The sequence below is a fragment of the Solilutibacter tolerans genome (assembly GCF_900155935.1).
In the GTDB taxonomy this organism is placed as follows: domain Bacteria; phylum Pseudomonadota; class Gammaproteobacteria; order Xanthomonadales; family Xanthomonadaceae; genus Solilutibacter; species Solilutibacter tolerans.
In genome coordinates this window covers 64691-86671 of the sequence record NZ_FTLW01000005.1, presented here as the reverse complement: position 1 = coordinate 86671, position 21981 = coordinate 64691, and the positions used below count along the sequence as shown (strand labels likewise).

Below are 21981 nucleotides of genomic sequence, written 5' to 3'. Positions count from 1 at the left end.
GATCAGAAACGAGGTCAGGTTCACTTCTTACGAAGACCCACTCCAAAACCCGACGCCTTCAACGTCATCCGGCGATGCCCGCGGCCATGCCCGCCAGCGACCTTGTACTGATGGCGCGCCTACCCCGACTCGATTTGCCCGGCATACCGCAACACATCGTGCAGCGCGGCAACAACCGCCTGCCCTGTTTCTTGGATGATGCCGACCGCGCCCGCTATCGGCACCTGCTGGGCGAAGCGTTGCTCGCCACCAGCTGCCAACTGCATGCCTATGTACTGATGGACAACCACGTCCACCTGTTGGCCACGCCGCCCGAAAAAGGCGCGATTGGACGGATGATGCAGGTGCTTGGTCGCCAATATGTTGGCCAGTTCAACGCCCGCCACGGTCGAACTGGCACGCTTTGGGAAGGCCGCTACAAGTCCTGTCTGGTGGAAGGTGCCGACTACTTACTGCGCTGCGTGCGCTATATCGATCTCAATCCCGTCCGCGCCCGCATGACCGATGACCCCAGTGCGTTCGCGTGGTCAAGTTGCGCCCACTTGTGCGGCATCCGTGACGATCATTTACTAACCTTGCACCCCACACAACGCGCGCTGGGCACTACCGGCGCGGAACGCAGCCAGGCCTACCGAGGACTTCTTGCAGAAGCTTTAAGCCAACAGGACCTGGCCGCCATCCGCGCCTACCTGCAGCAACAACGCGCCTATGGTCGGGATGATTTCCAAGCCATGGTCCAAGCCAAGACACAGCGATTTGCGGGCGTTCGGCCAGCGCATCGGCCGGCCAAACCCGGCCTCGAGATTGGGAAGTGAACCTGACCCCGTTTTTTGCCGTTTTTTGAACCTGACCCCGTTTTTCGGGCTAATTGAGCATCGCTTCCGCAACGATGTCACTCAACTCGCGATCGTAGTCATCTGATAAAGCCCAACGTTCCAGCGCTGCTTCATCCAACAAAACGAACGTCCTGTCCGTTGCCGCCAACTTTAGGACCTGAGTATGCGCATCACTCGTGAATCCCGATAAAGAGACCACAAATCCAACCTTGCAGGTTCCTCGCTTGACCGAAATGATCGTATACAACTTGCTGACGACTTCTTGACCAGACTTATTTTTTCGATTTTTTGCTTCCACGATGAGAAATGGAGCACCCAAGTGGGACCAGCAACGAGCTGGATCAAGATTGGTGAGCTGAACGACCACATCAAGCTCTTCGCTGGCAGTACGGTAATTGCAAGAACGCACGCGAAAATCTCGAACTTGCGAGAACATGAAGTGAAGAAGCCATTCCAAAGTCTTGCCCTTCAGATCATTCGTCGCAGCAGCTTTACATGCTCTGAGGCCATTACTTATCAGATGCTGCCTAATGCCTGGCTCAACCGCGAATTCTTCAGATCCCAAAAACTTCAAAAGCGCCATCGGCGGAGATAGCGACAAATCCTCGAGCACGAGGGACACCCCAGCGTCGATGTCCGATAAGAAGGCCAAGGTTTTTGGAGAACTGAGCGCGGCGAGATCCACTACGCAGAGCAATTTGATGCCCGCCGCATGCGCCGCCTCAAGCCGCCTCTGCAAAAAGTTGGGTATGTCGGCACCAAGGATCAGCGTCAAAGCACCGCCCTCCCGCACAAACGATGGCGACCATCGAACAGCACCAAGATCTAATGCTGCAGTCGACGCAGCCCATCCCTCCTCTGCGAAAAAGGACGCAGCCTTTACTCTCTCGAGCAAAACATCTCGGTCTATGCCGTTATCGGCCTGATCTAGGCTTTCCATGCCGCCCTCAGAGCAATGCGGTTAGCTTTGCAATAAGACCATTAGCGACACCCTTGATCTGACTGGTGGCATCAACATCAGTCTTTGCCTTGTCCAACAGCCGCACAAATGCGGCTACCAAGTTGTCTGCACGCTGCTCCAGCTTATCGGCCTCGATCGAAACCATAACTGTTTCTTCGTAAGCGTCTTTAACAGAGAGCTCCGGGTCATCAATTAATCGGGAAATAGTGTCGTCGAGCGGCCCGGGCTTTGTATTGTCCGGATCATCTTCCGCTGCCTTTCGAATTATGTATTTCGCATCGCGCACACTGACAACGTCAGAGATCGCACCACTCGAACGCTTATCGAGAAAATTTTTCAGCAATTGATCGCGCCCATACTTCGCGAAAATTGCCGGTCTGTCTGATTCCAACGGCTGAATAAAAGCCTTATAGACCTCGTAGAAGTAGTTGAGCGGCACCTGTCCAGACTCTACCGCAGCCCACACATCCCCACTCAGGCTAAGCGCAAAAAGATAACGATTGACCTGCTGCGTAGAAATACCTGTCATCGCCGACAATTGTGATGGCGACGTGACTTTTGTTTCGTCAATCAGTTTCTTAAGAGCATGAGCAGTAGGAATATCTTGCCACTGCTCGCGCACAAGGTGAATGTTGAACATTTGCTGCAAACGACTCGCCTCATCTGGAGGCGAAACAACCACAGCGGGAATTGTGGGATGTCCCAGAATTTGCGCACATCTCCATCGACGCTCACCATCTAAGAGTCGATAGCCGCCATCCTCCGGATAAACTACAACCGGGACTAGGATTCCGACTTGATCAATTGATTCCGCCAGCCTATCCAACTCTTCCTGCGGAAACCGCTCGCGAGGATTGTTTGGATCAGCGTGTATCTCACTGACGTTTAGCTCAAGCAGGCTTGGCATCTTTCTTCCTCACCTTAAGACGATTTTCATCATTCGTGACAATTACCTCTACCGCTTTACGCCTGTGCTGCGAGAACCCCGCAACATTGCGTTGCGCAAGAGTTCGAAAGCTAAACCAGCCATCACTGAGCACTTTTGTCTCTTTGCTCAACGCATACGACACTACAAAGGTCGCACCTACATCATCGATGTGATCCATTACTGACCTGAGACGACGAAGGTCATCGATACCGAACTCATTAGCCGAATACTGCGTAAACACTCGTCTGTTACTGACTGCGTATGGAGGATCGAGATAAACGAAGTCACCCTCACGCACATTCTCACGAACTACGCTCTCGAAATCGCCGGAGTGAAGCTGCGCGCCCCGAAGAGCCTTCGAGGACTCCCTCCACTGCTCGATACTCGGAAAACCACCGGTCCTACGCCCGAATGGCACGTTAAATGCACCGAGTTTATTAGTTCGATATATGCCGTTGAAGCAGTAGCGATTCAAGTAGAAAAAACGAACAGCGGATTCAAACTTAGTTGATGGCTTGGAAGCCCTAATCTCTCCATAAGTAGCCGCATCCACAGGAATTGAGAGCAGCCGCGCATGAAGCTTTACAGGATTCTTGGCGAGCACCGCGTACGCCGAAATCAAATCGGCGTTTGCGTCGTTTAGAAGTGCCTCTTCTGGGCGAATATTGAAGTAAAGACACGCAGAGCCAGCAAAGGCTTCGATATAGCGGCGATCCGACGATCGCCACATGGACCTAAGAATTGGCAGCAACTTTCGCTTACTCCCCGCCCAGCGAATGGGAGAAGCAAGAGGCGCGTGACTGATTGACTCCCCCATATGCGCTTCCTTGTCGCCCTACATATTCCGCCTGTACTCCCCACCCACGTCATACAACGCGTGCGAGATCTGCCCAAGGCTATGCGTTTTCACCGCCTCTACCAGTGATTCAAACACATTCCGCCGCTCCCGCGCTGTCGCCTGCAGGCTCTTCAACCCATCTGACACAAACCCATTCCGATTTCCTTGATACCCCAGTACGTTATCAATCTGCTGGCCTTTCTCGCCTTCCGTCGAGCGGATCAGTTCGATCTCGGTCGCCACTTCGCCGGCATGCTCCTTGGGCAGGAAGGTATTCACGCCCACCAGCGGCAGCGAGCCATCGTGTTTCTTGTGCTCGTAGTAGAGCGACTCTTCCTGGATCTTGCCGCGCTGGTACATGGTGTCCATCGCGCCCAGCACGCCGCCGCGTTCGCTGATGGCTTCGAATTCCTTGTACACGGCCTCTTCCACCAGATCGGTCAGCTTGTCGACGATGAAGCTGCCCTGCCACGGGTTTTCGCAGAAGTTGAGGCCCAGCTCCTTGTTGATGATCATCTGGATCGCCACCGCGCGGCGCACGGATTCCTCGGTCGGGGTGGTGATCGCCTCGTCATAGGCGTTGGTGTGCAGGCTGTTGCAGTTGTCGAACAAGGCGTAGAGCGCCTGCAGCGTGGTGCGGATGTCGTTGAACTGGATTTCCTGCGCGTGCAGGGAGCGGCCGCTGGTCTGGATGTGGTACTTCATCATCTGGCTGCGGGCGGAGGCGCCGTAGCGCTCGCGCATGGCGCGGGCCCAGATGCGGCGGGCGACGCGGCCGATGACGGTGTATTCCGGGTCCATGCCGTTGCTGAAGAAGAACGACAGGTTGGGCGCGAAGTCGTCGATCTTCATGCCGCGTGCCAGGTAATACTCGACGATGGTGAAGCCGTTGCTGAGCGTGAAGGCCAGCTGCGAGATCGGGTTCGCCCCCGCTTCGGCGATGTGATAGCCGGAGATCGACACCGAATAAAAATTGCGCACGCCGTTTTCGACGAAGTACTGCTGGATGTCGCCCATCATCCGCAGCGCGAATTCGGCACTGAAGATGCAGGTGTTCTGCGCCTGGTCTTCTTTCAGGATGTCGGCCTGCACCGTGCCGCGCACGGTCTTGAGCGTCTCGGCCTTGATGCGCGCGTAGGTTTCGGCATCGACCACCTGATCACCACTGACACCGAGCAGCCCCAGGCCCAGACCGTCATTGCCCTGCGGCAATTCACCGGAATACACGGGGCGCGTGCGGCCTTCGAACAGCTGGTCGATCTTCTGCTGCGCCGCTTGCCAGCGTGCGTCATCGGCCTTCAGGTATTTCTCCACCTGCTGGTCGATGGCGGTGTTCATGAACATCGCCAGGATGATCGGCGCGGGCCCATTGATGGTCATCGAGACAGACGTCGTCGGCGCGCACAGGTCGAAGCCGGAGTACAGCTTCTTCATGTCGTCGAGCGTCGGGATGTTGACGCCGGAGTTGCCGATCTTGCCGTAGATGTCCGGGCGCGGCGCGGGGTCCTCGCCATACAGCGTCACGCTGTCGAACGCGGTGGACAGGCGTGCAGCGGGCTGGCCGACGGAGAGGTAATGGAAGCGGCGATTGGTGCGCTCCGGCGTGCCCTCGCCGGCGAACATGCGGATGGGGTCTTCCCCCGTGCGACGATACGGATACACGCCGCCGGTGTACGGGTAGTAACCCGGCAGGTTTTCCTTCTGCAGGAAAGTGAGCAGCTCGCCCCAGCTCTTGTAGGTGGGCGCAGCGATCTTGGGGATCTTCTGGTGGCTGAGCGATTCGCGGTAGTTCTCGACGCGAATGGTCTTGTCGCGCACTTGGTATTCGTTGACGTCGTCGGTGATCGACTTGAGGCGGGCCGGCCATTCGCGCAGCAGCTTGAGGGCTTCGGAATCGAGCGATTGCACGGCATCGTTGTAGCGCTGGCGCAGCGTCTTCAGGCTGCGGTCGTCGCCTTCCATCAATGCATCATCGGCATACAGCGCGAGTTGCGCCGGCAACTTCGCATCCTCCAATTCGTGCAGGGCCTGCCACAGTGACTGCGCGCGGTCGGCGATCTCGGCTTGTGATTCGATGCGCGAGTTGATGCTGCGGCCCTGCTCGGCGATTTCGGCGAGGTAACGCACGCGCGCGCCGGGGATCAGCACCGTCGCACGCGGCTCTTTGAGCGAGGTGTCGATGCTGGGCGTCCACTTTTCCGCCGGCAGCGAGAGTTTTTCGCGCAAGAGGCGGGTCAGGTTGGCGAACATCCACGACACGCCCGGGTCGTTGAACTGCGAGGCGATGGTCGGATAAACCGGCACATCCTCGTCCGGGGTCTGGAAGGCAACACGGTTGCGCTTCCACTGCTTGCGCACGTCGCGCAGGGCGTCTTCCGCGCCGCGCTTGTCGAACTTGTTGAGGACGACGAGCTCGGCGAAATCGAGCATGTCGATTTTTTCCAGCTGCGAAGCCGCGCCGTAATCGCTGGTCATCACGTACATCGGGAAATCGACAAGGTCGACAATCTCCGAATCGCTCTGGCCGATGCCGGCAGTCTCGACGATGACGAGGTCATAGCCCAGCGACTTCAGGAAACCAATGGAATCCTTCAGCACCACGTTGGTGGCGGCGTGCTGGCGACGCGTGGCCATCGAGCGCATGAAGATGCGGTCGGAACGCAGGGAGTTCATGCGGATGCGGTCGCCCAGCAATGCGCCACCGGTGCGGCGACGGGTCGGGTCGACCGAAATCACCGCGATGTGCATCTCGGGGAAACTGGCGAGGAAGCGGTTGAGCAATTCATCGGTGACCGAGGACTTGCCCGCGCCGCCGGTACCAGTGATGCCGATGACGGGCGTGCTGCCGCCGGCGAGCTGCCATTCCTTGCGCAGGCGCGGGAGCTGGGCGTCATCGACCAGACCATCCTCGATGGCCGAGAGCATGCGGCCGATCTCGATCTCTGAAACGGGGTCAGGTTCACTTATGAACCCAGCCGCATGTTTCCTCCCGAACAACGGAGAAAAGTGAACCTGACCCCCTTTCGCATGCCGGCCCGCTTCGGCGCGCTTGACTACATCTTCGATCATCTCCACCAGGCCCATCTTCATGCCGTCATTGGGGTGGTAGATGCGCTCGACGCCGTAGTCCTGCAGCTCGCGGATTTCTTCCGGGGTGATGGTGCCGCCTCCGCCGCCGAACACGCGGATATGGCTGGCGCCGCGTTCTTTCAGCATGTCGACCATGTACTTGAAGTACTCGACGTGCCCGCCCTGATAGCTGGAGAGCGCGATGCCATCGGCATCTTCCTGCAGGGCTGCGCGCACCACGTCTTCCACCGAGCGGTTGTGGCCGAGGTGGATGACTTCCGCGCCCTGCCCCTGGATCAACCGGCGCATGATGTTGATGGCAGCGTCATGGCCATCGAACAGGCTGGCGGCGGTCACGAAACGCAGCGGGCTGCGCTCGGTGGTGGATTCGGGGAGCTGTGCGGCGGGCGTACTCATGCGCGTCTCTTTAGCTAGTGCGATCAATCCCTGATTGTAACGGGTGCGCCGGTGCACCCGTTCCGTACGGGGCCACGTGGGAAGTGGGGCGAAGCGGCATCCCCATGCCCGCGCGCGCCCATTAAGATTGATGCGATGAACAAGCTCGCCCGCCGCTCGCTGCAAGGCCTGGTCCTGATCGTTGTCTTGGTCGTGCTGGGCTGGATATTCGCCGACCAGCTGATGCCGCGTGCCGTGGGGGCGCCGGGACATGCCCTGCCCGTGGTGCCCGGCCAGACCGCGATCGACCGGGCGGTGGAGCCACAACTGGCCGCGCATCCGGATGAAAGTGGCGCTGTGATGGTCAGCGATGGGCTGGATGCTTTTGCCCTGCGTGCAGCCACCGCCCGGGCCTCGGGCCGCAGTCTGGATGCGATGTACTACATCTGGCATGACGACATCACCGGACGCTTGCTGGGCCGCGAGTTATGGATGGCCGCCGAACGCGGCGTGCGCGTGCGCCTGCTGCTGGACGACATGGACACGGCCGGCAAGGACGCGGCGCTGGTGGCGCTGGACGCGCATCCGCGTATCGAGATCCGCCTGTACAACCCTGCGCGCAACCGCAGCGGGCCCGACCGCGTGCTGGAGATGCTGGTGCGCGGGCTCAACCTCAACCATCGCATGCACAACAAGGCATGGATCGTCGACAACCGGTTGGCGATCGTCGGTGGGCGCAATATCGGCGAGGAGTATTTCGATGCCTCGACCGAGGCGAATTTCCATGACATGGATGTGGCGTTGGCCGGCCCGGTGGTGGACCAGGCCAGTGCGATCTTCGACCGTTTCTGGAATAGCGAAGCGGTGATCCCGGTGGATGCGATGACGAGCGTGTCCAAGAAGGAAATCGATGCGTTTCTTGCGATGATCGAGGCCGAAAGCAATACCGAGGCCGCGCAGAAATATCTGTTGCGCGTCGCCCGTGAGGTGCCCATCGCCGATTATTTCGAAGGCGCGGTGCCGATCCATTGGAGTGCGCGCATGCAAGTGCTCTCCGACCCACCACTGAAGTGGAAGGAAGACAGCCGCCCAGAATGGCTGGTGGAACATCTGGCCAGGCAACTGGGCAGCACACGGCAACAAGCCATGTTGATATCGCCCTACTTCGTGCCCGGCGAGAGTTTCACCGGCAAACTGGTCGCAAGCGTGGCCGCGGGCAAGGAGATTGGCATCATCACCAACTCATTGGCCGCGAATGATGTGCTGGCGGTGCATGGTGGCTATTCGCGCTATCGCAAGGACTTGCTCAAGGGCGGCGTGAAGCTGCACGAATTGCGCGCGCAACCGGGAGAGGTAACCGGGCATTCGCTATTGGGCAGCAGCGGCGCCAGCCTGCACACCAAGGCCTATGTGATTGATGATGAGCAAGGGTTCATCGGCTCGTTCAACCTGGACCCGCGCTCGATGAAGCTCAATACCGAGATGGGCCTGCTGTTTGAGCAACCCGGCTTGGCCAAGGCCTTGGCCGACGAATATCGGTACCTGTCCAGCCCCACGCTGAGCTACCAGGTGACGCTGGACGAGACGGGCCAGCTGGTCTGGCTGGATGCGCGCAGCACCCCGCCTGCCCGCTTGCACAAAGAGCCCGAAAGCAGCACCTGGCAGCGCGCCGTGGCCACGGTGATGCGCTGGTTGCCGATCGAATCGCAGCTGTAAACGCGGGAAAAACATACGACTGCGGATGGAGCTTCCCTGCCCGCCGCGGGCATCCCGGTTGACCGGTCGGCCCGGACAGATGGGCTAGAATGTCGGCTTGTTTTTCCTCGACGCGATGCCCCGGCAACGCCCGGACGCCCCATCGCCAATCAACTACGACGCCCACGCGGGCACGGAGCCACCATGGTGTTTGAAACCCTCGACCACACCGGTCACGAACAGATCGTCTTTTGCCACAACAAGGATGCCGGCCTGAAGGCCATCATCGCCATCCACAGCACCGTGCTGGGGCCGGCGCTGGGCGGCACCCGCATGTGGAATTACGCGACCGAGGAAGAGGCGCTCAACGACGTGCTGCGCCTGTCGCGCGGCATGACCTACAAGAACGCCGTGGCCGGCCTGAACCTGGGCGGCGGCAAGGCCGTGATCATCGGTGATGCCTCGCAGGACAAGTCCGAAGCGCTGTTCCGCGCGTTTGGTCAATTTGTCGAGTCGCTCAACGGCCGTTACATCACCGCAGAAGATGTCGGCATCGACGTCAACGACATGGAATACGTCTACCGCGAGACCGAATACGTCACCGGCGTGCACCAGGTCCACGGTGGCTCGGGCGACCCCTCGCCCTTCACCGCCTACGGCACGCTGCAGGGCCTGATGGCCACGCTCAACAAGAAGCATGGCGATGAAGAAGTGGGCAAGTACTCCTATGCCGTGCAGGGCCTGGGCCACGTGGGCATGGAGTTCGTCAAGCTGCTGAAGGAGCGCGGCGCGAAGATCTTCGTCACCGACATCAACCAGAAGTTGGTCGATCGTGCGGTGAACGAATTCGGCGCCGAGGCCGTGGGTTTGGACGAGATCTACGACGTCCCGGCCGATGTCTATTCGCCCTGTGCGCTGGGCGGCACTGTCAACGAGAACACGCTGGACCGCCTGAAGGCGAAGATCATCTGCGGCGCGGCCAACAATCAGCTGGCCAACAACGCAATCGGCGACGAAGTCACCAAGCGCGGCATCCTGTACGCACCGGATTACGCGGTGAACGCGGGCGGCGTGATGAACGTGGCGCTGGAGCTGGACGGCTACAACCGCGAACGCGCGATGCGCATGATGCGCACGATCTATCACAACCTGGGCCGCATCTACGAGATCGCCGAGCGTGATGGCATCCCGACCTACCAGGCCGCCGACCGCATGGCCGAAGAGCGCATCGAAAAGATCGGCAAGCTCAAGCTGTCGATGGGCCGCGGCACGCCGCGCTTCCAGGGCCGCATTCGCGGCAACTGATTCTGGCCGTGCCAGAATCAATCCCAAAGTTTGTTTCACAAACTTCGGGCCCCTCTGATATCTCCCTATCCCCCGCCGCTGTCGCGGCGCCCCCCTTAACCAAAGGGGGGCTCTGCCACCTCAAACAATACGCAGAGCCAATATCCAATGCACATGCCCAAACTTGGTGAAGAAATCGATGCCCTGCGCGATGCGGTCAGCCGCTTTGCCGATGTCGAAATCGCGCCACGCGCTGGGCAAGTGGATGACGACAACTGGTTCCCGCAAGACCTGTGGCCCAAGCTGGGTGAGATGGGGCTGCTGGGCCTGACCATTCCCGGCGAATACGGCGGCAGTGAGATGGGCTATCTGGCGCATCTGGTGGCGATGGAGGAAATCTCCCGCGCATCTGGCTCGATTGGCTTGTCGTACGGTGCGCATTCCAACCTCTGCGTCAACAACCTGTACGCCAACGGCAACGAGGCGCAGCGGCAGAAGTATTTGCCGAAGCTGTGCAGCGGCGAATGGAAAGGCGCATTGGCGATGAGCGAGCCGGGTGCGGGCTCGGACGTGGTCGGCTCGATGGCCTGCCGCGCGGAATTGAAGGGCGATGTGTGGGTGGCCAACGGCAACAAGATGTGGATCACCAACGGCCCCGAGGCTGACGTACTGGTGGTCTACATGCGCACCGCGCCCAAGAGCGAAGACTCGCGCGCGATGACGGCCTTCATCGTCCAGAAGGGCATGAAGGGCTTTTCCACCGCGCAAAAGCTCGACAAGCTGGGCATGCGCGGTTCCAACACCTGCGAGCTGGTGTTCGAGGATTGCGAAATCCCCGCGGAAAACGTGCTGGGTGAAGTGAACCAGGGCGTGAAAGTGCTGATGGCGGGCCTCAACACCGAGCGTCTGGTGTTGTCGGGTGGCCCGATTGGTTTGATGCAGGCCGCGCTCGATCTCACCCTGCCCTACGTGCGCGAGCGTAAGCAGTTTGATGTCGCCATCGGCACGTTCCAGTTGATGCAGGCGAAGATCGCCGACATGTACACCGCGCTCGCTTCCAGCCGCGCGTTCGCGTATCAAGTCGCCCGCGACTACGACGCCGGCCACAAGAGCCGCGTCGATGCCGCTTCGTGCCTGATGCACGCCAGCGAGGCGTCGGTGAACGTCACCATGGAGGCCATCCAGGCACTCGGCGGCAACGGCTACATCAACGAGTTCCCGGCCGGCCGCCTGATGCGCGACGCCAAGCTTTATGCCATCGGTGCAGGCACCAACGAAATCCGTCGCATGTTGATTGGCCGCGAGTTGTTCAACGGCCACGGTTGATTTGATCTTGGATAGGCGATGTTGCTTCTGATGCGACATCACCCCATAAAAAAACGCGGCCCACGGGCCGCGTTTTTCGTTTCCACCACAACGATCAGAAGCGGTAACGGTAGCTGGCGTTGGCCATGCTGTTGTCACCCAGCTCGCTCTGGCGATGGCTGAGGTCCAGACGCAACAAGCTGCCATTTTTCCAGCTTGCGTTGAAGCCCAGGCCAAACAGATTGCTCTGGCGCGCCATCGACAAACCGCTGACCGGCGACCACTGTTCGATGCCGGTGAAGCTGGCCAGCAGCGGATTGCTATCAGACAAGGTGCGCTGCCATTCGGCGCGCGCATCCCAACCCAATTGCAGGCCATTGCCCACCTGCCAATCGCGATTCAAACGCAGGCCGCCATACGCCTGCCAACGGTCGAAACTCCAACCATCGGCACGCAAGCCGAAACCGGACGCGCCAGCCTCGCTGAAGCCATCGTTGCGGATATGCGCGTACTGACTGCCGGCATACGGCGACAAACCAAGCGCCCCCAGCGAGAAGCGATAACCGGTCTCGATGTTGGCGAAAGCGTAGTCACCACCACTGAGCGAGTTGACGTTCTCATTGCGGAGGCCCAGCTGCACATTGCGCTCCACCTCGCGGTCAAACTGGCCGGCACCGATGCCACCATGCAAGTAGGCCTGCTTGCCCAGCCAACCGACATAGGCCTGAGCCTGCGTTTGACGGTTGCGGGTGCGGTCCCCGAGGTCCGACATCCAGCCACTGCCCTCGGCGTGGCTAGCTGCCAGACCAAACACAGCATTGCGACCGACACGTACATCCTGACCCATCATCCAGCCATCTAGCTGGTAGTCCATGCCGCTGAATCCGGCCTGCGCCAGACCGCCGTTGTCACGCAGGTTCTGGCTCCAGCTGCCGGTGAGCGTCGGACGGTCGACCAAGGTGTCGAAACGGTCGGTCATCGCACGACGACCGGCATCCATCGATTCCAGCGTCAATGCCAGATTGGCCGTATGCATCTGGCCGGCCAGGCTGCGCAGCGAACGCTCGGCGATGGCTGCATTGAGGCTGGTGTTCTGGAAGTCCGCCGCACCACCAACAAAGCTGGCATTTGGCGGGACGATTCCGCCATCAATCGCACCGAAAGCGAGCTCGACACGCTGAGCCGCATCCAGCGAGGCACCGGTGAAGCCGAAGCCCGCTGCCGCTGCATTGATCTGGATGCGGTTGATGTTGAGGAAGACGTTGTTGGCGTCGTAACCCAACGTGGCGTCGAGGAACACATTGGGCGCGGCGCGTACGGCGCTGAATGTGCCGGTCACGCCACCGATGGCGTTAAGCAGCGTCTCGCGTGCACTGGTCGTGTAACCCGTGCGACTGCCAAGAATGCTGACCTGGCCACCCTGCAGCGTGGCCGTGCCACTGACCTGCAAGGGCGTGCCCAACCACACGCCTAGGTTGGCGCTGGATGTATGCAGATAGTTGCCAGTAATGGTCGCACCAGCATCTCGACCACTGAAGAAACGCCCGCTGTTGTCCACACCACGCGCGAAGTTGCCACTGCCATACACAAGACCATTAGCGCCGACGAACAACTTGGAGGCACCCAAGCCGCTCCGTACGTCAAGCGCACCGCCGTCTACACGCGTGTCACCGGTATAACTCTGGCCATTGGTGAGGGTGAGCGTACCCGCACCAGCTTTGGTCAGGCCGCCCGTGCCGGTGATGTTGTTACGCCAGACCGAATTGCTGGTCACGTTGGCGCTGAAATCACCCCAAGCAAAATTGCCCGGTCCTTGCGATGCCTTGGTGACATCCAGCAAACCCCAACCAAACACGTTGTCGACACCGGCGGCGCCGAGATCCTTTGCCGTGCCCAACAGGACCTGGCGGACCTGGTCGTTGGTCATGTAAGGGAATGCCGCCCAGACGACCGCTGCCGCGCCCGACACCAACGGAGCGGCATAGGAGGTGCCACCGCCCTGATAGAAGCGCATGACACCACTGGCGTCCTTGAGCGGGAACACCACATCACCGGGTGCCACCAGGCAATAGTTCATCGCATGGCCGCACTTTTGCGAGTACGAGGTCAGCTGCGTCGGGTTATCCGGATCCAGCGCGCCCACCGTCAACCAGCCTTTCTCCAGCGCGGGATCGCCGTTGTGCATGCTGGGCAGCGCGGCGTTGTCGGAGGGGTTGTTGGCTAGGTCGGGGTTGGTCGAATCACCGCTGTTGCCGTTGGCGAAAACAACCAAGCCGCCACGACCGACGATGAAGTCCTTGTACGCAGTGGCCAACTCGACCGTGAGCGCCGGGTCGTTCCAGTACAGGCCGCCCCATGAATTGTTGATGATGCGCGAGCCGGCATTGGCCAAATCGGCGTTGAGCGCCTTGAAATAGTCGCCATAACCCTGGCCGGCCATGATTTCGTTGCCGCCCTGATTGGTGCCATCGTCGACCGGGCGCTCATCACGGATGAAACGCCAGGACACAATGTTGGCCGACTGTGCCACGCCGCCGGGCCATTGCCCGGTTTGTCCGCCCGAATACTGTCCGCTGACAGCGCCGCCGGCTGCCAACAGCGACACCACGGTGCCATGCCCGACTTTGTCGTCCACCGAACGATCGTAGCCAGTCCAGCTGGCGGGCGGCATGATGTTGCGAATCACCCGCGGCGACAGGCCCGGATGATTGCGGTCCACGCCCGAATCCAGCACGCCAATGGTCACCCCCTGGCCGGTTTGTCCCGCTGCCAGCGCCCCACCTGCATTGATGAGCAATAAATGCTCGGCCAGCTGTTGGCCTGAAAAATCACGCGGCGCAGGCGTGGATGCAGCTGTCGGCGGAGTCAATTGCGTCAACGAAGAATCGTTCGTCACCGTCGGCGTGAACCCTAGGCCACTTCCACCCGGGGTGGTCGGCGGAGGGGGTGATGACTTTGTTCCACCGCCGCCTCCACACGCGGTCAGGCCAACGGACAGCACACCGGCTACAGCCAGCGACAAGACATTACGGTGAGACAGACAGCGCATCTCAAGACTCCATGTAAGTGATACGGGGGACGCGGCCCAAGGCTCCCTCCATGGGCCGGTACCCTGTTGTAGTCGGTCAAACACATGAAAACAATAGACAGCCCCTGTTCATGCCCACACGTAATCACAACCAGACAGTTTTGTTACGAGCGACACACTTTGACCCGGGCGGTATCCGCGCGATAATTGACGTTTCGCGTATCGGAGTCCCCCATGTCTGACGTCGTCATTGTCGGTGCCAAGCGCACTGCCATCGGTTCCATGCTCGGTCAGTTCACCGGCGTGCCCACCCCCACCCTGGGCGCCACGGCCATCACCGCAGCACTGGATCAGGCCGGCTTGGATAAGGCAGTCGTCGACGAAGTCATCATGGGCTGCGTCTTGCCGGCCGGTTTGGGCCAAGCGCCGACGCGCCAAGCTGCACGCGCCGCGGGCGTGCCCGATGCCGCCGGGGCCACCACCATCAACAAGGTCTGCGGATCGGGCATGAAAGCAGTGATGCTGGCCCATGATCTGATCAAGGCAGGCTCTGCCTCCACGGTGATCGCAGGCGGCATGGAATCGATGACCAACGCGCCGCACCTATTGAATGGCTCGCGTACGGGCATCCGCTATGGCAATGCACCCTTCATCGACCATATGGCCTATGACGGTTTGACCAACCCGGATGACGGCCTGGCGATGGGCGTATTCGGTGATCGCACTTGCGCGAAGTACGACTATGACCGCGAAGGTGTGGATGCCTATTCCGCCGAGTCCGTGCGCCGCGCGCAGCAGGCCATCGCCGATGGCGCATTCAAGGCCGAAATCGCCCCGGTCACCGTCAAGGGCCGCAAAGGCGATGTCGTGGTCGACACCGACGAAGAGCCTGGCAAGATCGACACCAGCAAGATCCCGGGCCTGCGTGCCGCGTTCGGCAAGGATGGCGTGCTGACCGCTGCATCTTCTTCCAAGATTTCCGACGGTGCCGCCGCACTGGTGGTGATGTCGGCCGAGGCTGCAGAACGCGCCGGCGCCAAGCCGATCGCCCGCATCGTCGCCCACGCCACCCACTCTCAAGCGCCCGAGTGGTTCACCACCGCCCCGCTCGATGCCGTGCGCAAAGTGCTGGAAAAGGCAGACTGGAAGATTGAGGATGTCGACCTGTTCGAGATCAACGAAGCCTTCGCCTGCGTGGCCATGGCACCGATGACCGATCTGGGCATCCCGCATGACAAGTTGAACGTGAATGGCGGCGCCCTGGCGCTGGGCCACCCGATCGGCTGCTCAGGCGCGCGCCTGCTGGTGACCTTGATCCATGCACTCCAGGCCCGTGGCGGCAAGCGCGGCGTGGCGGCTCTATGCATCGGTGGTGGCGAAGCCACGGCCCTGGCCGTTGAATTGGTGTGAAGGCGGGGCTTAAGTCCGGCTAAACCTGCCTAAACGCAAAAGAAAAAAAAAACGGCCAAACATCTTGACAGCGTTCACCGCTTTGTCATGATGTCGGCAACGCGCGCATCCGTGTGCGTTGAATTCCACTTATTCGAGGACACCATCATGACGATGAACAAGGCACTGCTGGCTCTGGCCATGGGTCTGGCCCTGGCTGCTTGCTCCAACTCGCAGCAGGCTTCTGATTCGGCCGCTGAAGCTGCTGAAGCAGCTGGCGAAGCTCAGGAAGCCGCTAACAACGCCGCCGCCACCGGCGACGCAACCGCTGCCAACGCTGCTCAGGCCGGCGCTGACGCCGCTGCCGCTGCTGCTGACGCTGCTGCTACCCAGGCTGACGCCGCTGCCGCTTCGGGCACCGCTGCTGCTGCTGACGACGCTGCCGACGCTGCTGAGAACGCAGCTGACGCCGCTGAGCAGGCTCAGGACTCGGCCGAGCAGGCTGCTGCCGGCGCTGGCGCCGCGACCAACAACGACGGCAAGTAATCGCCTGCGTTGAGGTTTGCAACACTGGCCGCCGGGGCAACCCGGCGGCCATCCTGCAGAAAGACTTCTGCAAACACGTTTCACCCGGCTGGACCTGAAGGTCCTGCAAGCCGAAGAACATCCGCTCAACCGCTGCATATTGCAGCCACCGAGCTGGAGTGCCGGTCGCAATCCTGCGCCCGGGGCTGCTCAACCCACTGGAGATCACCATGAACATTAAGCTCGCTACCCTGATCGCTGCCAGCGCCCTGGCCCTCGCCGCCTGCAACTCCCCGACCGCTGAGCAGAAGGCTGACGAAGCCGCTGCCGCTGCCGACACCGCCGGTGCCGAAGCCGCCAACGCTGCCAACGCTGCTGGCGACGCTGCTGTTGCCTCGGCTGAAGCCGCTGGCGCCGCCACCGCCGCTGCTGCTGGCGCCACCGCTGCGGCCGTCGACGCTGCTGCCGACCCGGTCCAGGCTGCCTATGAAGAAGGCAAGGCCAACGCTGCATCGGGCATCGCCAACGCTGCTGACGCCGTTTCCGCTGAAATGAAGCAGGAAGCCGGTGAAGCCAAGGCCGAAGCCAGCGCCGAAAAGAAGGACTAATCCTTCCTTCGCTGTAGCTCTGGAAGCCCCGCTTAGGCGGGGCTTCTTTTTTGGGCGCGATGTTGCGGGGCAGCCACCGATGTCTCGCCAACCGAGCGAGAGCTGAGTCCGCAAATCGCGGTAACCGTTATCCTTGTCGCTTCGCCCAACCGTCATCGCCCATGCCCGCGCTCGCCTCGCAGCTAGACCCACGCTCCGCCGATTTCATCGCCAACACCGATTACCACCGCGCCCTGAGGGCCGAATTGCACGCCCGCCTGCGCCGCGCGGCAGAAGGTGGCGGTGAGGCCGCCCGCAGCAAGCACACCGCGCGCGGCAAGTTGCTGGCACGCGATCGCATCGACGCGTTGCTGGACCCGGGTTCGCCCTTCCTCGAATTGAACGCTCTCGCCGCTGAAGGCATGTATGACGATGCTGCCCCGGCGGCTGGCGTCGTCACCGGCATCGGCCGTGTGATGGGACAGGAAGTTGTGATCGTCGCGAACGACGCCACGGTCAAGGGTGGCACCTATTTTCCGATGACGGTGAAGAAGCACCTGCGCGCGCAGGAAGTGGCACGCGAAAACCGCCTGCCCTGCATTTACCTGGTCGATTCCGGCGGCGCCTTTCTGCCGCTGCAGGACGAGGTCTTTCCCGACAAGGAGCACTTCGGTCGCATCTTCTACAACCAGGCGCGGATGTCGGGCGAGAATATTCCGCAGATCGCGGTGGTCATGGGCAGTTGCACCGCCGGTGGTGCGTACGTGCCGGCGATGTGCGACGAGTCGATCATCGTCAAGGAACAAGGCACGATCTTCCTCGGCGGTCCGCCGCTGGTGAAAGCGGCCACCGGCGAAGTGGTCGATGCCGAAGAACTGGGCGGCGCAGACGTGCACACCAGCGTGTCGGGTGTGGCCGATCATTTCGCCGAAGATGACCATCATGCGCTCAGCATCGCGCGTGACATCGTCGGCACCTTGAACCGCAAGCGCGAGGTGCCGGTGGCGCTGAAGGACAGCGCAGAGCCGTTGTACGCTGCCGACGAGCTGTACGGCATCGTGCCGCAGGACACGCGCAAGCCCTTCGACATCCGCGAGGTGATCGCGCGCATCGTTGATGGCAGCGAGTTCCAGGAATTCAAGGCGCGCTACGGCAAGACGCTGGTCTGCGGCTTCGCCCACATCCACGGCATGCCGATCGGCATCGTCGCCAACAACGGCATCCTGTTCTCGGAGTCGGCGCTCAAGGGCGCGCACTTCATCGAGCTGTGCAACCAGCGCGGCATCCCGCTGGTGTTCCTGCAGAACATCACCGGCTTCATGGTCGGCAAGAAGTACGAGAACGCCGGCATCGCCAAAGACGGCGCCAAGATGGTGACGGCGGTCGCGTGTTCCAGCGTTCCCAAGTTCACGGTGGTGATCGGCGGTTCGTTTGGCGCCGGCAATTACGCGATGTGCGGGCGTGCCTATGGCGGTCGTTTCTTGTGGATGTGGCCGAACGCACGCATCAGCGTGATGGGTGGCGAGCAGGCGGCCAGCGTGTTGGCCACGGTGCGCCGCGATGGCATCGAGGCCAAGGGCGGCGAGTGGTCCGAAGCCGACGAAGAAACCTTCAAGGCCCCGATTCGCCAGCAGTACGAAGACCAAGGCAACCCGTATTACGCCACCGCACGGTTGTGGGATGACGGCATCATCGACCCGGCGGATACGCGTCGCGTATTGGGCCTGGCCTTGGCCGCATCGCTGAATGCGCCTATCGATAAAGCTAAATACGGCGTGTTCCGGATGTAACGCACGTCTGCCGCGTGCGGCGTTTCACACATGAACGCCAGCCAACCTGGGACTTACATGCACGCAGTTTTCACGTGCTAAGTTCATGGACCCGCAGCCCCCGCTGCCTGTTCGAGAAGCCCCATGGTGAGTTGGAGAGAATCTGGCAACAACGCCAAGAAGGAAGTCGCAGACTTCCCGAATGAAGCCGTGACCACGCCGCCGGTGCAAGCCAACACGGCTGCCCCCGTGCGCGCACCAGATCCGGTGCCTGCGCCGAAGGCCGTGGCTAAGGAGTCCGTGATCGCCGCCGATCTCAGTATCGAAGGCAAGATCGAAGGCGCCGGCCACGTGCGCATCGCCGGCAAGTTCAAGGGCGACGTCAACGTCAAGGGCGACCTCACGGTCGAACAGGGCGCCAAGCTCACCGGCAGCGTGCGCGCCGAGAAGGTCACGCTCTCAGGCGAACTGGATGGCAATGTCGAAGCGGCCAAGCGCGTCGACTTGCTTGCATCCAGCGCGATGAACGGCGATATCAAGGCCGATGACCTGACCATTGCCTCCGGCGCGCGCCTGCGTGGTCATGTCGAATGCGGTTGGGTGGACGGCAAGAGCACCTCCAAGAGCGACGACAGCGCCGCCGCATGAGCGTGCTCTCCGCACGCGGCAAGACGGACGAGGTGGGCGCAACTCGCACCTGTCCGCATTGCCGGGCAACCATCCTGGCCAGCGCTGCGGTCTGCCCGCAGTGCAAAGGCCATCTTCGCTTCGATGCGACGCCCGACCGCAAGGTATTGTCATCACCGCTCAAGATCGAAGGCACCCTGCCCGGTCCTGCGCCGGGCGAGGCCTGGGAATACTCGGTGGTTGCCGTGGTCAAGAACGAACGTGGCGAGGAAGTCGCGCGGCATGTCGTCGGCGTGGGTGCGATGAACCCCGGCGACATGCGTACTTTCAGTTTGAGCGTGGATCTGGTCGCCAGCACGCGGATGCGCGCGCGCTGAAACTTAGCCGCAACCGCTACATCCGCCACATTCGCCCGATGCCAGTGCTGATGAAGGCGCAATACGGCGACCAAGGCTTTGCATCCATCCAGGACGACCTTCGCGCAACATCGGAATGGCGATAGCAATGCGCGTCGCGCGCCATGAACGCGGGAGCCGCGTCCGCCAGACAAACAACGCCGCCATCAGCACCGCCACTGCAATCACTGCGTATTGCAATAGAAGCGACATCGACATCATCCTGCCCCGAGCGCCACGGCCACCTGGTAGGTGATGAACGATGCGCCGTAGGCCAATGCGAACAAATACACGGTGGCGAACGCAGTTTGTCGCCATGAACCGGTTTCGCGCTTGATGGTCGCAAGCGTCGACAAGCACTGCGGCGCATAGATGAACCACACTAGCAATGACAACGCCGTCGCCACAGACCAATCCTGCTGCACTAACGGCAACAGCGCTTGCGATGCGGCATCGTCATTGGCGGCGGAGAGCGCGTACACCGTGGCGAGCGACGAGACCACGACCTCACGCGCAGCCATCGCGGGAATGAGCGCGATGCAGATCTGCCAGTTGAAGCCGAGCGGCGCGAAGATCGCGGTCATCGCATGGCCGATGCGCCCGGCGAAGCTGTAATCGATGGCCGGCATGGTCGCATCGGCCGGAGCCGCCGGGAACGACAGCAGGAACCACAACAGCACGGTCATCGCAAGGATGATGCCGCCCACGCGCTTCAGGAAGATCATCGCGCGCTCATATAGGCCTATCACCAGATCGCGCCAATGCGGCAAGCGATAGGAGGGCAGCTCCAGCATCAAGGCATGCTCGCCACGATCGCGACGCCAACGCTTCATCACCCAACTCACCAGCAAGGCGCTGCCAATGCCGGCCATGTAGAGCGCGAACAGCACGAGGCCCTGCAACTCCAGCCCGCCCCATACTTTTCGTGAGGGAATGAAAGCGCCGATCAGCAATGCATAGACCGGCAAGCGTGCCGAACAGGTCATTAGTGGCGCGACAAGAATGGTGGCGAGGCGATCACGCGGATCCTGGATGGAGCGCGTCGCCATGATGCCGGGCACGGCGCAGGCGAACGACGAGAGCAGTGGGATGAAGCTGCGTCCTGACAGCCCCGCTGCGGACATGGTGTGGTCAAGCAGGAAGGCCGCGCGCGGCAAATAGCCGGACTCTTCCAGAATCAGAATGAAGATGAACAGGATCAGGATCTGCGGCAGGAACACGACGACACCGCCCAGGCCGGCGATGATGCCGTCGATCAGCAGACTGCGCAGCGGCCCATCGGCCATCGCCCCTTCAACCACGCCACCAAGCCATGCCGTGCCGGCCTCGATTGCGTCCATCAACGGCGTGGCCCAGGCGTACACGGCCTGGAACATCAAGAACATCACCACAGCAAGTGTCAGCAAGCCGAATACCGGGTGCAGCAACCAGCGATCCAATGCATCGTCGACACGCGCCGTGCGTCGCGGCATCGTCACGCTCGCATCAATCACGCGGCGTGCCTCGGTGTGCAGGTCCTGCGGTGCAGGAGAAGCACGGATGTGCTCAAGCTCACCATTGGCGAACAAGGCATCGACTTTCGTGACCAATTCCTTGGCACCATCACCTTGCACCGCGATGGTTTCCACCACAGGCAGACCCAGTTCGCGCGACAACGCGGCGACATCGATTTCAATCCCGCGGCGCGATGCCGCATCCATCTGATTGAGCGCAACCAACATCGGCCGGCCCAGCGATTTGAGCTCAAGCACTAAGCGCAAGTGCAGGCGCAGGTTGGTTGCATCGACCACACAGACCAATAAATCCGGCGCCGCCTCACCTGGATAAAAGCCGCGGCAGACATCGCGCGCGATTGCTTCTTCAAGACTAGCCGGGGTCAGGCTGTACGCACCTGGCAAGTCCAGCACAGCGTAGTTACGGCCCGCTGCACCGTGCATCCGGCCTTCCTTGCGTTCCACAGTCACGCCGGTGTAATTCGCCACTTTCTGGCGACTACCTGTCAACAGATTGAAGAGCGCGGTCTTGCCACTGTTCGGGTTACCGATCAGAGCAATGCGCGGCAGGGTCGCTTCACTCATTCTGGGGCCGCCTCCACCTCGATCATCACTTCCACCCGCGCGGCTTCGCTGCGACGCAAGGCGAAGCGCGTGTAACCGACTTGCACCATCAAAGGCTCACGGCCCAGCGGGCCTGCAGCACGTACTTCCACCGGTTCTCCAGGCACGAAACCAATCTCGCCCAACCGGCGTGCGATGGCATCGGATTCACCGTGGGCATGCACGGCAACCACCAGTGCAGACGCATTCTTCGGCAGGTCAACGAGGCGCACGGCGCACTCCAGATGGGAAT

Annotated in this window: 18 protein-coding genes; 10 read left to right on the top strand and 8 right to left on the bottom strand. The window is 61.1% G+C overall.

What is annotated here, in order from left to right; all coding sequences use genetic code 11:
* Window positions 1-86 precede the first annotated feature (86 nt).
* Window positions 87-815, top strand: coding sequence for a transposase (locus tag BW989_RS10690; protein WP_341349905.1), 729 nt, complete (start codon window positions 87-89; stop codon window positions 813-815).
* 49 nt (window positions 816-864) lie between these two features.
* On the opposite strand, the gene BW989_RS10685 is transcribed toward BW989_RS10690, so the two are convergent.
* From BW989_RS10685 to BW989_RS10670, 4 genes are read right to left on the bottom strand one after another with little or no spacing between them, the layout of a single operon-like run.
* Window positions 865-1776 (bottom strand): restriction endonuclease, encoded by a 912-nt coding sequence (locus BW989_RS10685; RefSeq protein WP_076588137.1) that lies wholly within the window; start codon window positions 1774-1776, stop codon window positions 865-867.
* A gap of 7 nt (window positions 1777-1783) precedes the next feature.
* Window positions 1784-2704, bottom strand: a complete 921-nt coding sequence (locus BW989_RS10680; RefSeq protein WP_076588135.1) for a ParB/RepB/Spo0J family partition protein — start codon at window positions 2702-2704, stop codon at window positions 1784-1786.
* The gene (locus BW989_RS10675; RefSeq protein WP_076588133.1) at window positions 2688-3542 is read right to left on the bottom strand and encodes a DNA adenine methylase; all 855 of its coding nucleotides are present in this window, start codon (window positions 3540-3542) and stop codon (window positions 2688-2690) included. The genes BW989_RS10680 and BW989_RS10675 overlap by 17 nt, the downstream gene beginning before the upstream one ends.
* A gap of 18 nt (window positions 3543-3560) precedes the next feature.
* On the bottom strand, window positions 3561-7049 hold the full coding sequence (locus tag BW989_RS10670; RefSeq protein ID WP_076588131.1) for a methylmalonyl-CoA mutase family protein: 3489 nt from the start codon (window positions 7047-7049) through the stop codon (window positions 3561-3563).
* 135 nt (window positions 7050-7184) lie between these two features.
* Between BW989_RS10670 and BW989_RS10665 the strand changes: the two genes are divergently transcribed.
* The 3 genes from BW989_RS10665 to BW989_RS10655 all read left to right on the top strand — a co-directional run bounded on the left by BW989_RS10665 (window position 7185) and on the right by BW989_RS10655 (window position 11333).
* Window positions 7185-8744 carry a phospholipase D family protein gene (locus BW989_RS10665; protein ID WP_076588129.1) on the top strand — a complete coding sequence of 520 codons (1560 nt, stop codon included), beginning with the start codon at window positions 7185-7187 and terminating at the stop codon, window positions 8742-8744.
* Window positions 8745-8927: 183 nt separating this feature from the next.
* A complete protein-coding gene (locus tag BW989_RS10660) occupies window positions 8928-10028 on the top strand; it encodes a Glu/Leu/Phe/Val dehydrogenase dimerization domain-containing protein (RefSeq protein ID WP_076588127.1) in 1101 nt (366 codons plus the stop codon).
* A gap of 147 nt (window positions 10029-10175) precedes the next feature.
* The gene (locus BW989_RS10655; protein WP_076588125.1) at window positions 10176-11333 is read left to right on the top strand and encodes an isovaleryl-CoA dehydrogenase; all 1158 of its coding nucleotides are present in this window, start codon (window positions 10176-10178) and stop codon (window positions 11331-11333) included.
* Window positions 11334-11427: 94 nt separating this feature from the next.
* On the opposite strand, the gene BW989_RS10650 is transcribed toward BW989_RS10655, so the two are convergent.
* Window positions 11428-14190 (bottom strand): autotransporter serine protease, encoded by a 2763-nt coding sequence (locus BW989_RS10650; protein ID WP_165688595.1) that lies wholly within the window; start codon window positions 14188-14190, stop codon window positions 11428-11430.
* A gap of 384 nt (window positions 14191-14574) precedes the next feature.
* Between BW989_RS10650 and BW989_RS10645 the strand changes: the two genes are divergently transcribed.
* From BW989_RS10645 to BW989_RS10620, 6 genes are all read left to right on the top strand, one after another.
* On the top strand, window positions 14575-15750 hold the full coding sequence (locus BW989_RS10645) for a thiolase family protein (protein ID WP_076588121.1): 1176 nt from the start codon (window positions 14575-14577) through the stop codon (window positions 15748-15750).
* A gap of 147 nt (window positions 15751-15897) precedes the next feature.
* Complete coding sequence (locus tag BW989_RS10640) at window positions 15898-16275, top strand: hypothetical protein (protein WP_076588386.1); 378 nt, start codon at window positions 15898-15900, stop codon at window positions 16273-16275.
* Between the two features lie 209 nt (window positions 16276-16484).
* On the top strand, window positions 16485-16862 hold the full coding sequence (locus BW989_RS10635; protein WP_076588385.1) for a hypothetical protein: 378 nt from the start codon (window positions 16485-16487) through the stop codon (window positions 16860-16862).
* Window positions 16863-17023: 161 nt separating this feature from the next.
* Complete coding sequence (locus BW989_RS10630) at window positions 17024-18631, top strand: carboxyl transferase domain-containing protein (RefSeq protein WP_076588119.1); 1608 nt, start codon at window positions 17024-17026, stop codon at window positions 18629-18631.
* Between the two features lie 123 nt (window positions 18632-18754).
* A complete protein-coding gene (locus tag BW989_RS10625) occupies window positions 18755-19258 on the top strand; it encodes a bactofilin family protein (RefSeq protein ID WP_076588117.1) in 504 nt (167 codons plus the stop codon).
* Entirely contained in the window at window positions 19255-19614 is a 360-nt protein-coding gene (locus BW989_RS10620) for a hypothetical protein (RefSeq protein ID WP_076588115.1), read from the top strand. The genes BW989_RS10625 and BW989_RS10620 overlap by 4 nt, the downstream gene beginning before the upstream one ends.
* 3 nt (window positions 19615-19617) lie before the next feature.
* On the opposite strand, the gene BW989_RS12915 is transcribed toward BW989_RS10620, so the two are convergent.
* The 3 genes from BW989_RS12915 to BW989_RS10605 are packed head-to-tail and all read right to left on the bottom strand — an operon-like array spanning window position 19618 to window position 21961.
* Window positions 19618-19845: a DUF6587 family protein gene (locus tag BW989_RS12915; RefSeq protein WP_341349907.1), complete on the bottom strand. Its 228-nt coding sequence runs from the start codon at window positions 19843-19845 to the stop codon at window positions 19618-19620.
* A gap of 5 nt (window positions 19846-19850) precedes the next feature.
* On the bottom strand, window positions 19851-21710 hold the full coding sequence (feoB, locus tag BW989_RS10610) for a ferrous iron transport protein B (RefSeq protein WP_076588113.1): 1860 nt from the start codon (window positions 21708-21710) through the stop codon (window positions 19851-19853).
* Window positions 21707-21961: a FeoA family protein gene (locus tag BW989_RS10605; RefSeq protein ID WP_207551650.1), complete on the bottom strand. Its 255-nt coding sequence runs from the start codon at window positions 21959-21961 to the stop codon at window positions 21707-21709. Before BW989_RS10605 ends, feoB begins: the two co-directional genes overlap by 4 nt.
* Window positions 21962-21981 lie beyond the last annotated feature (20 nt).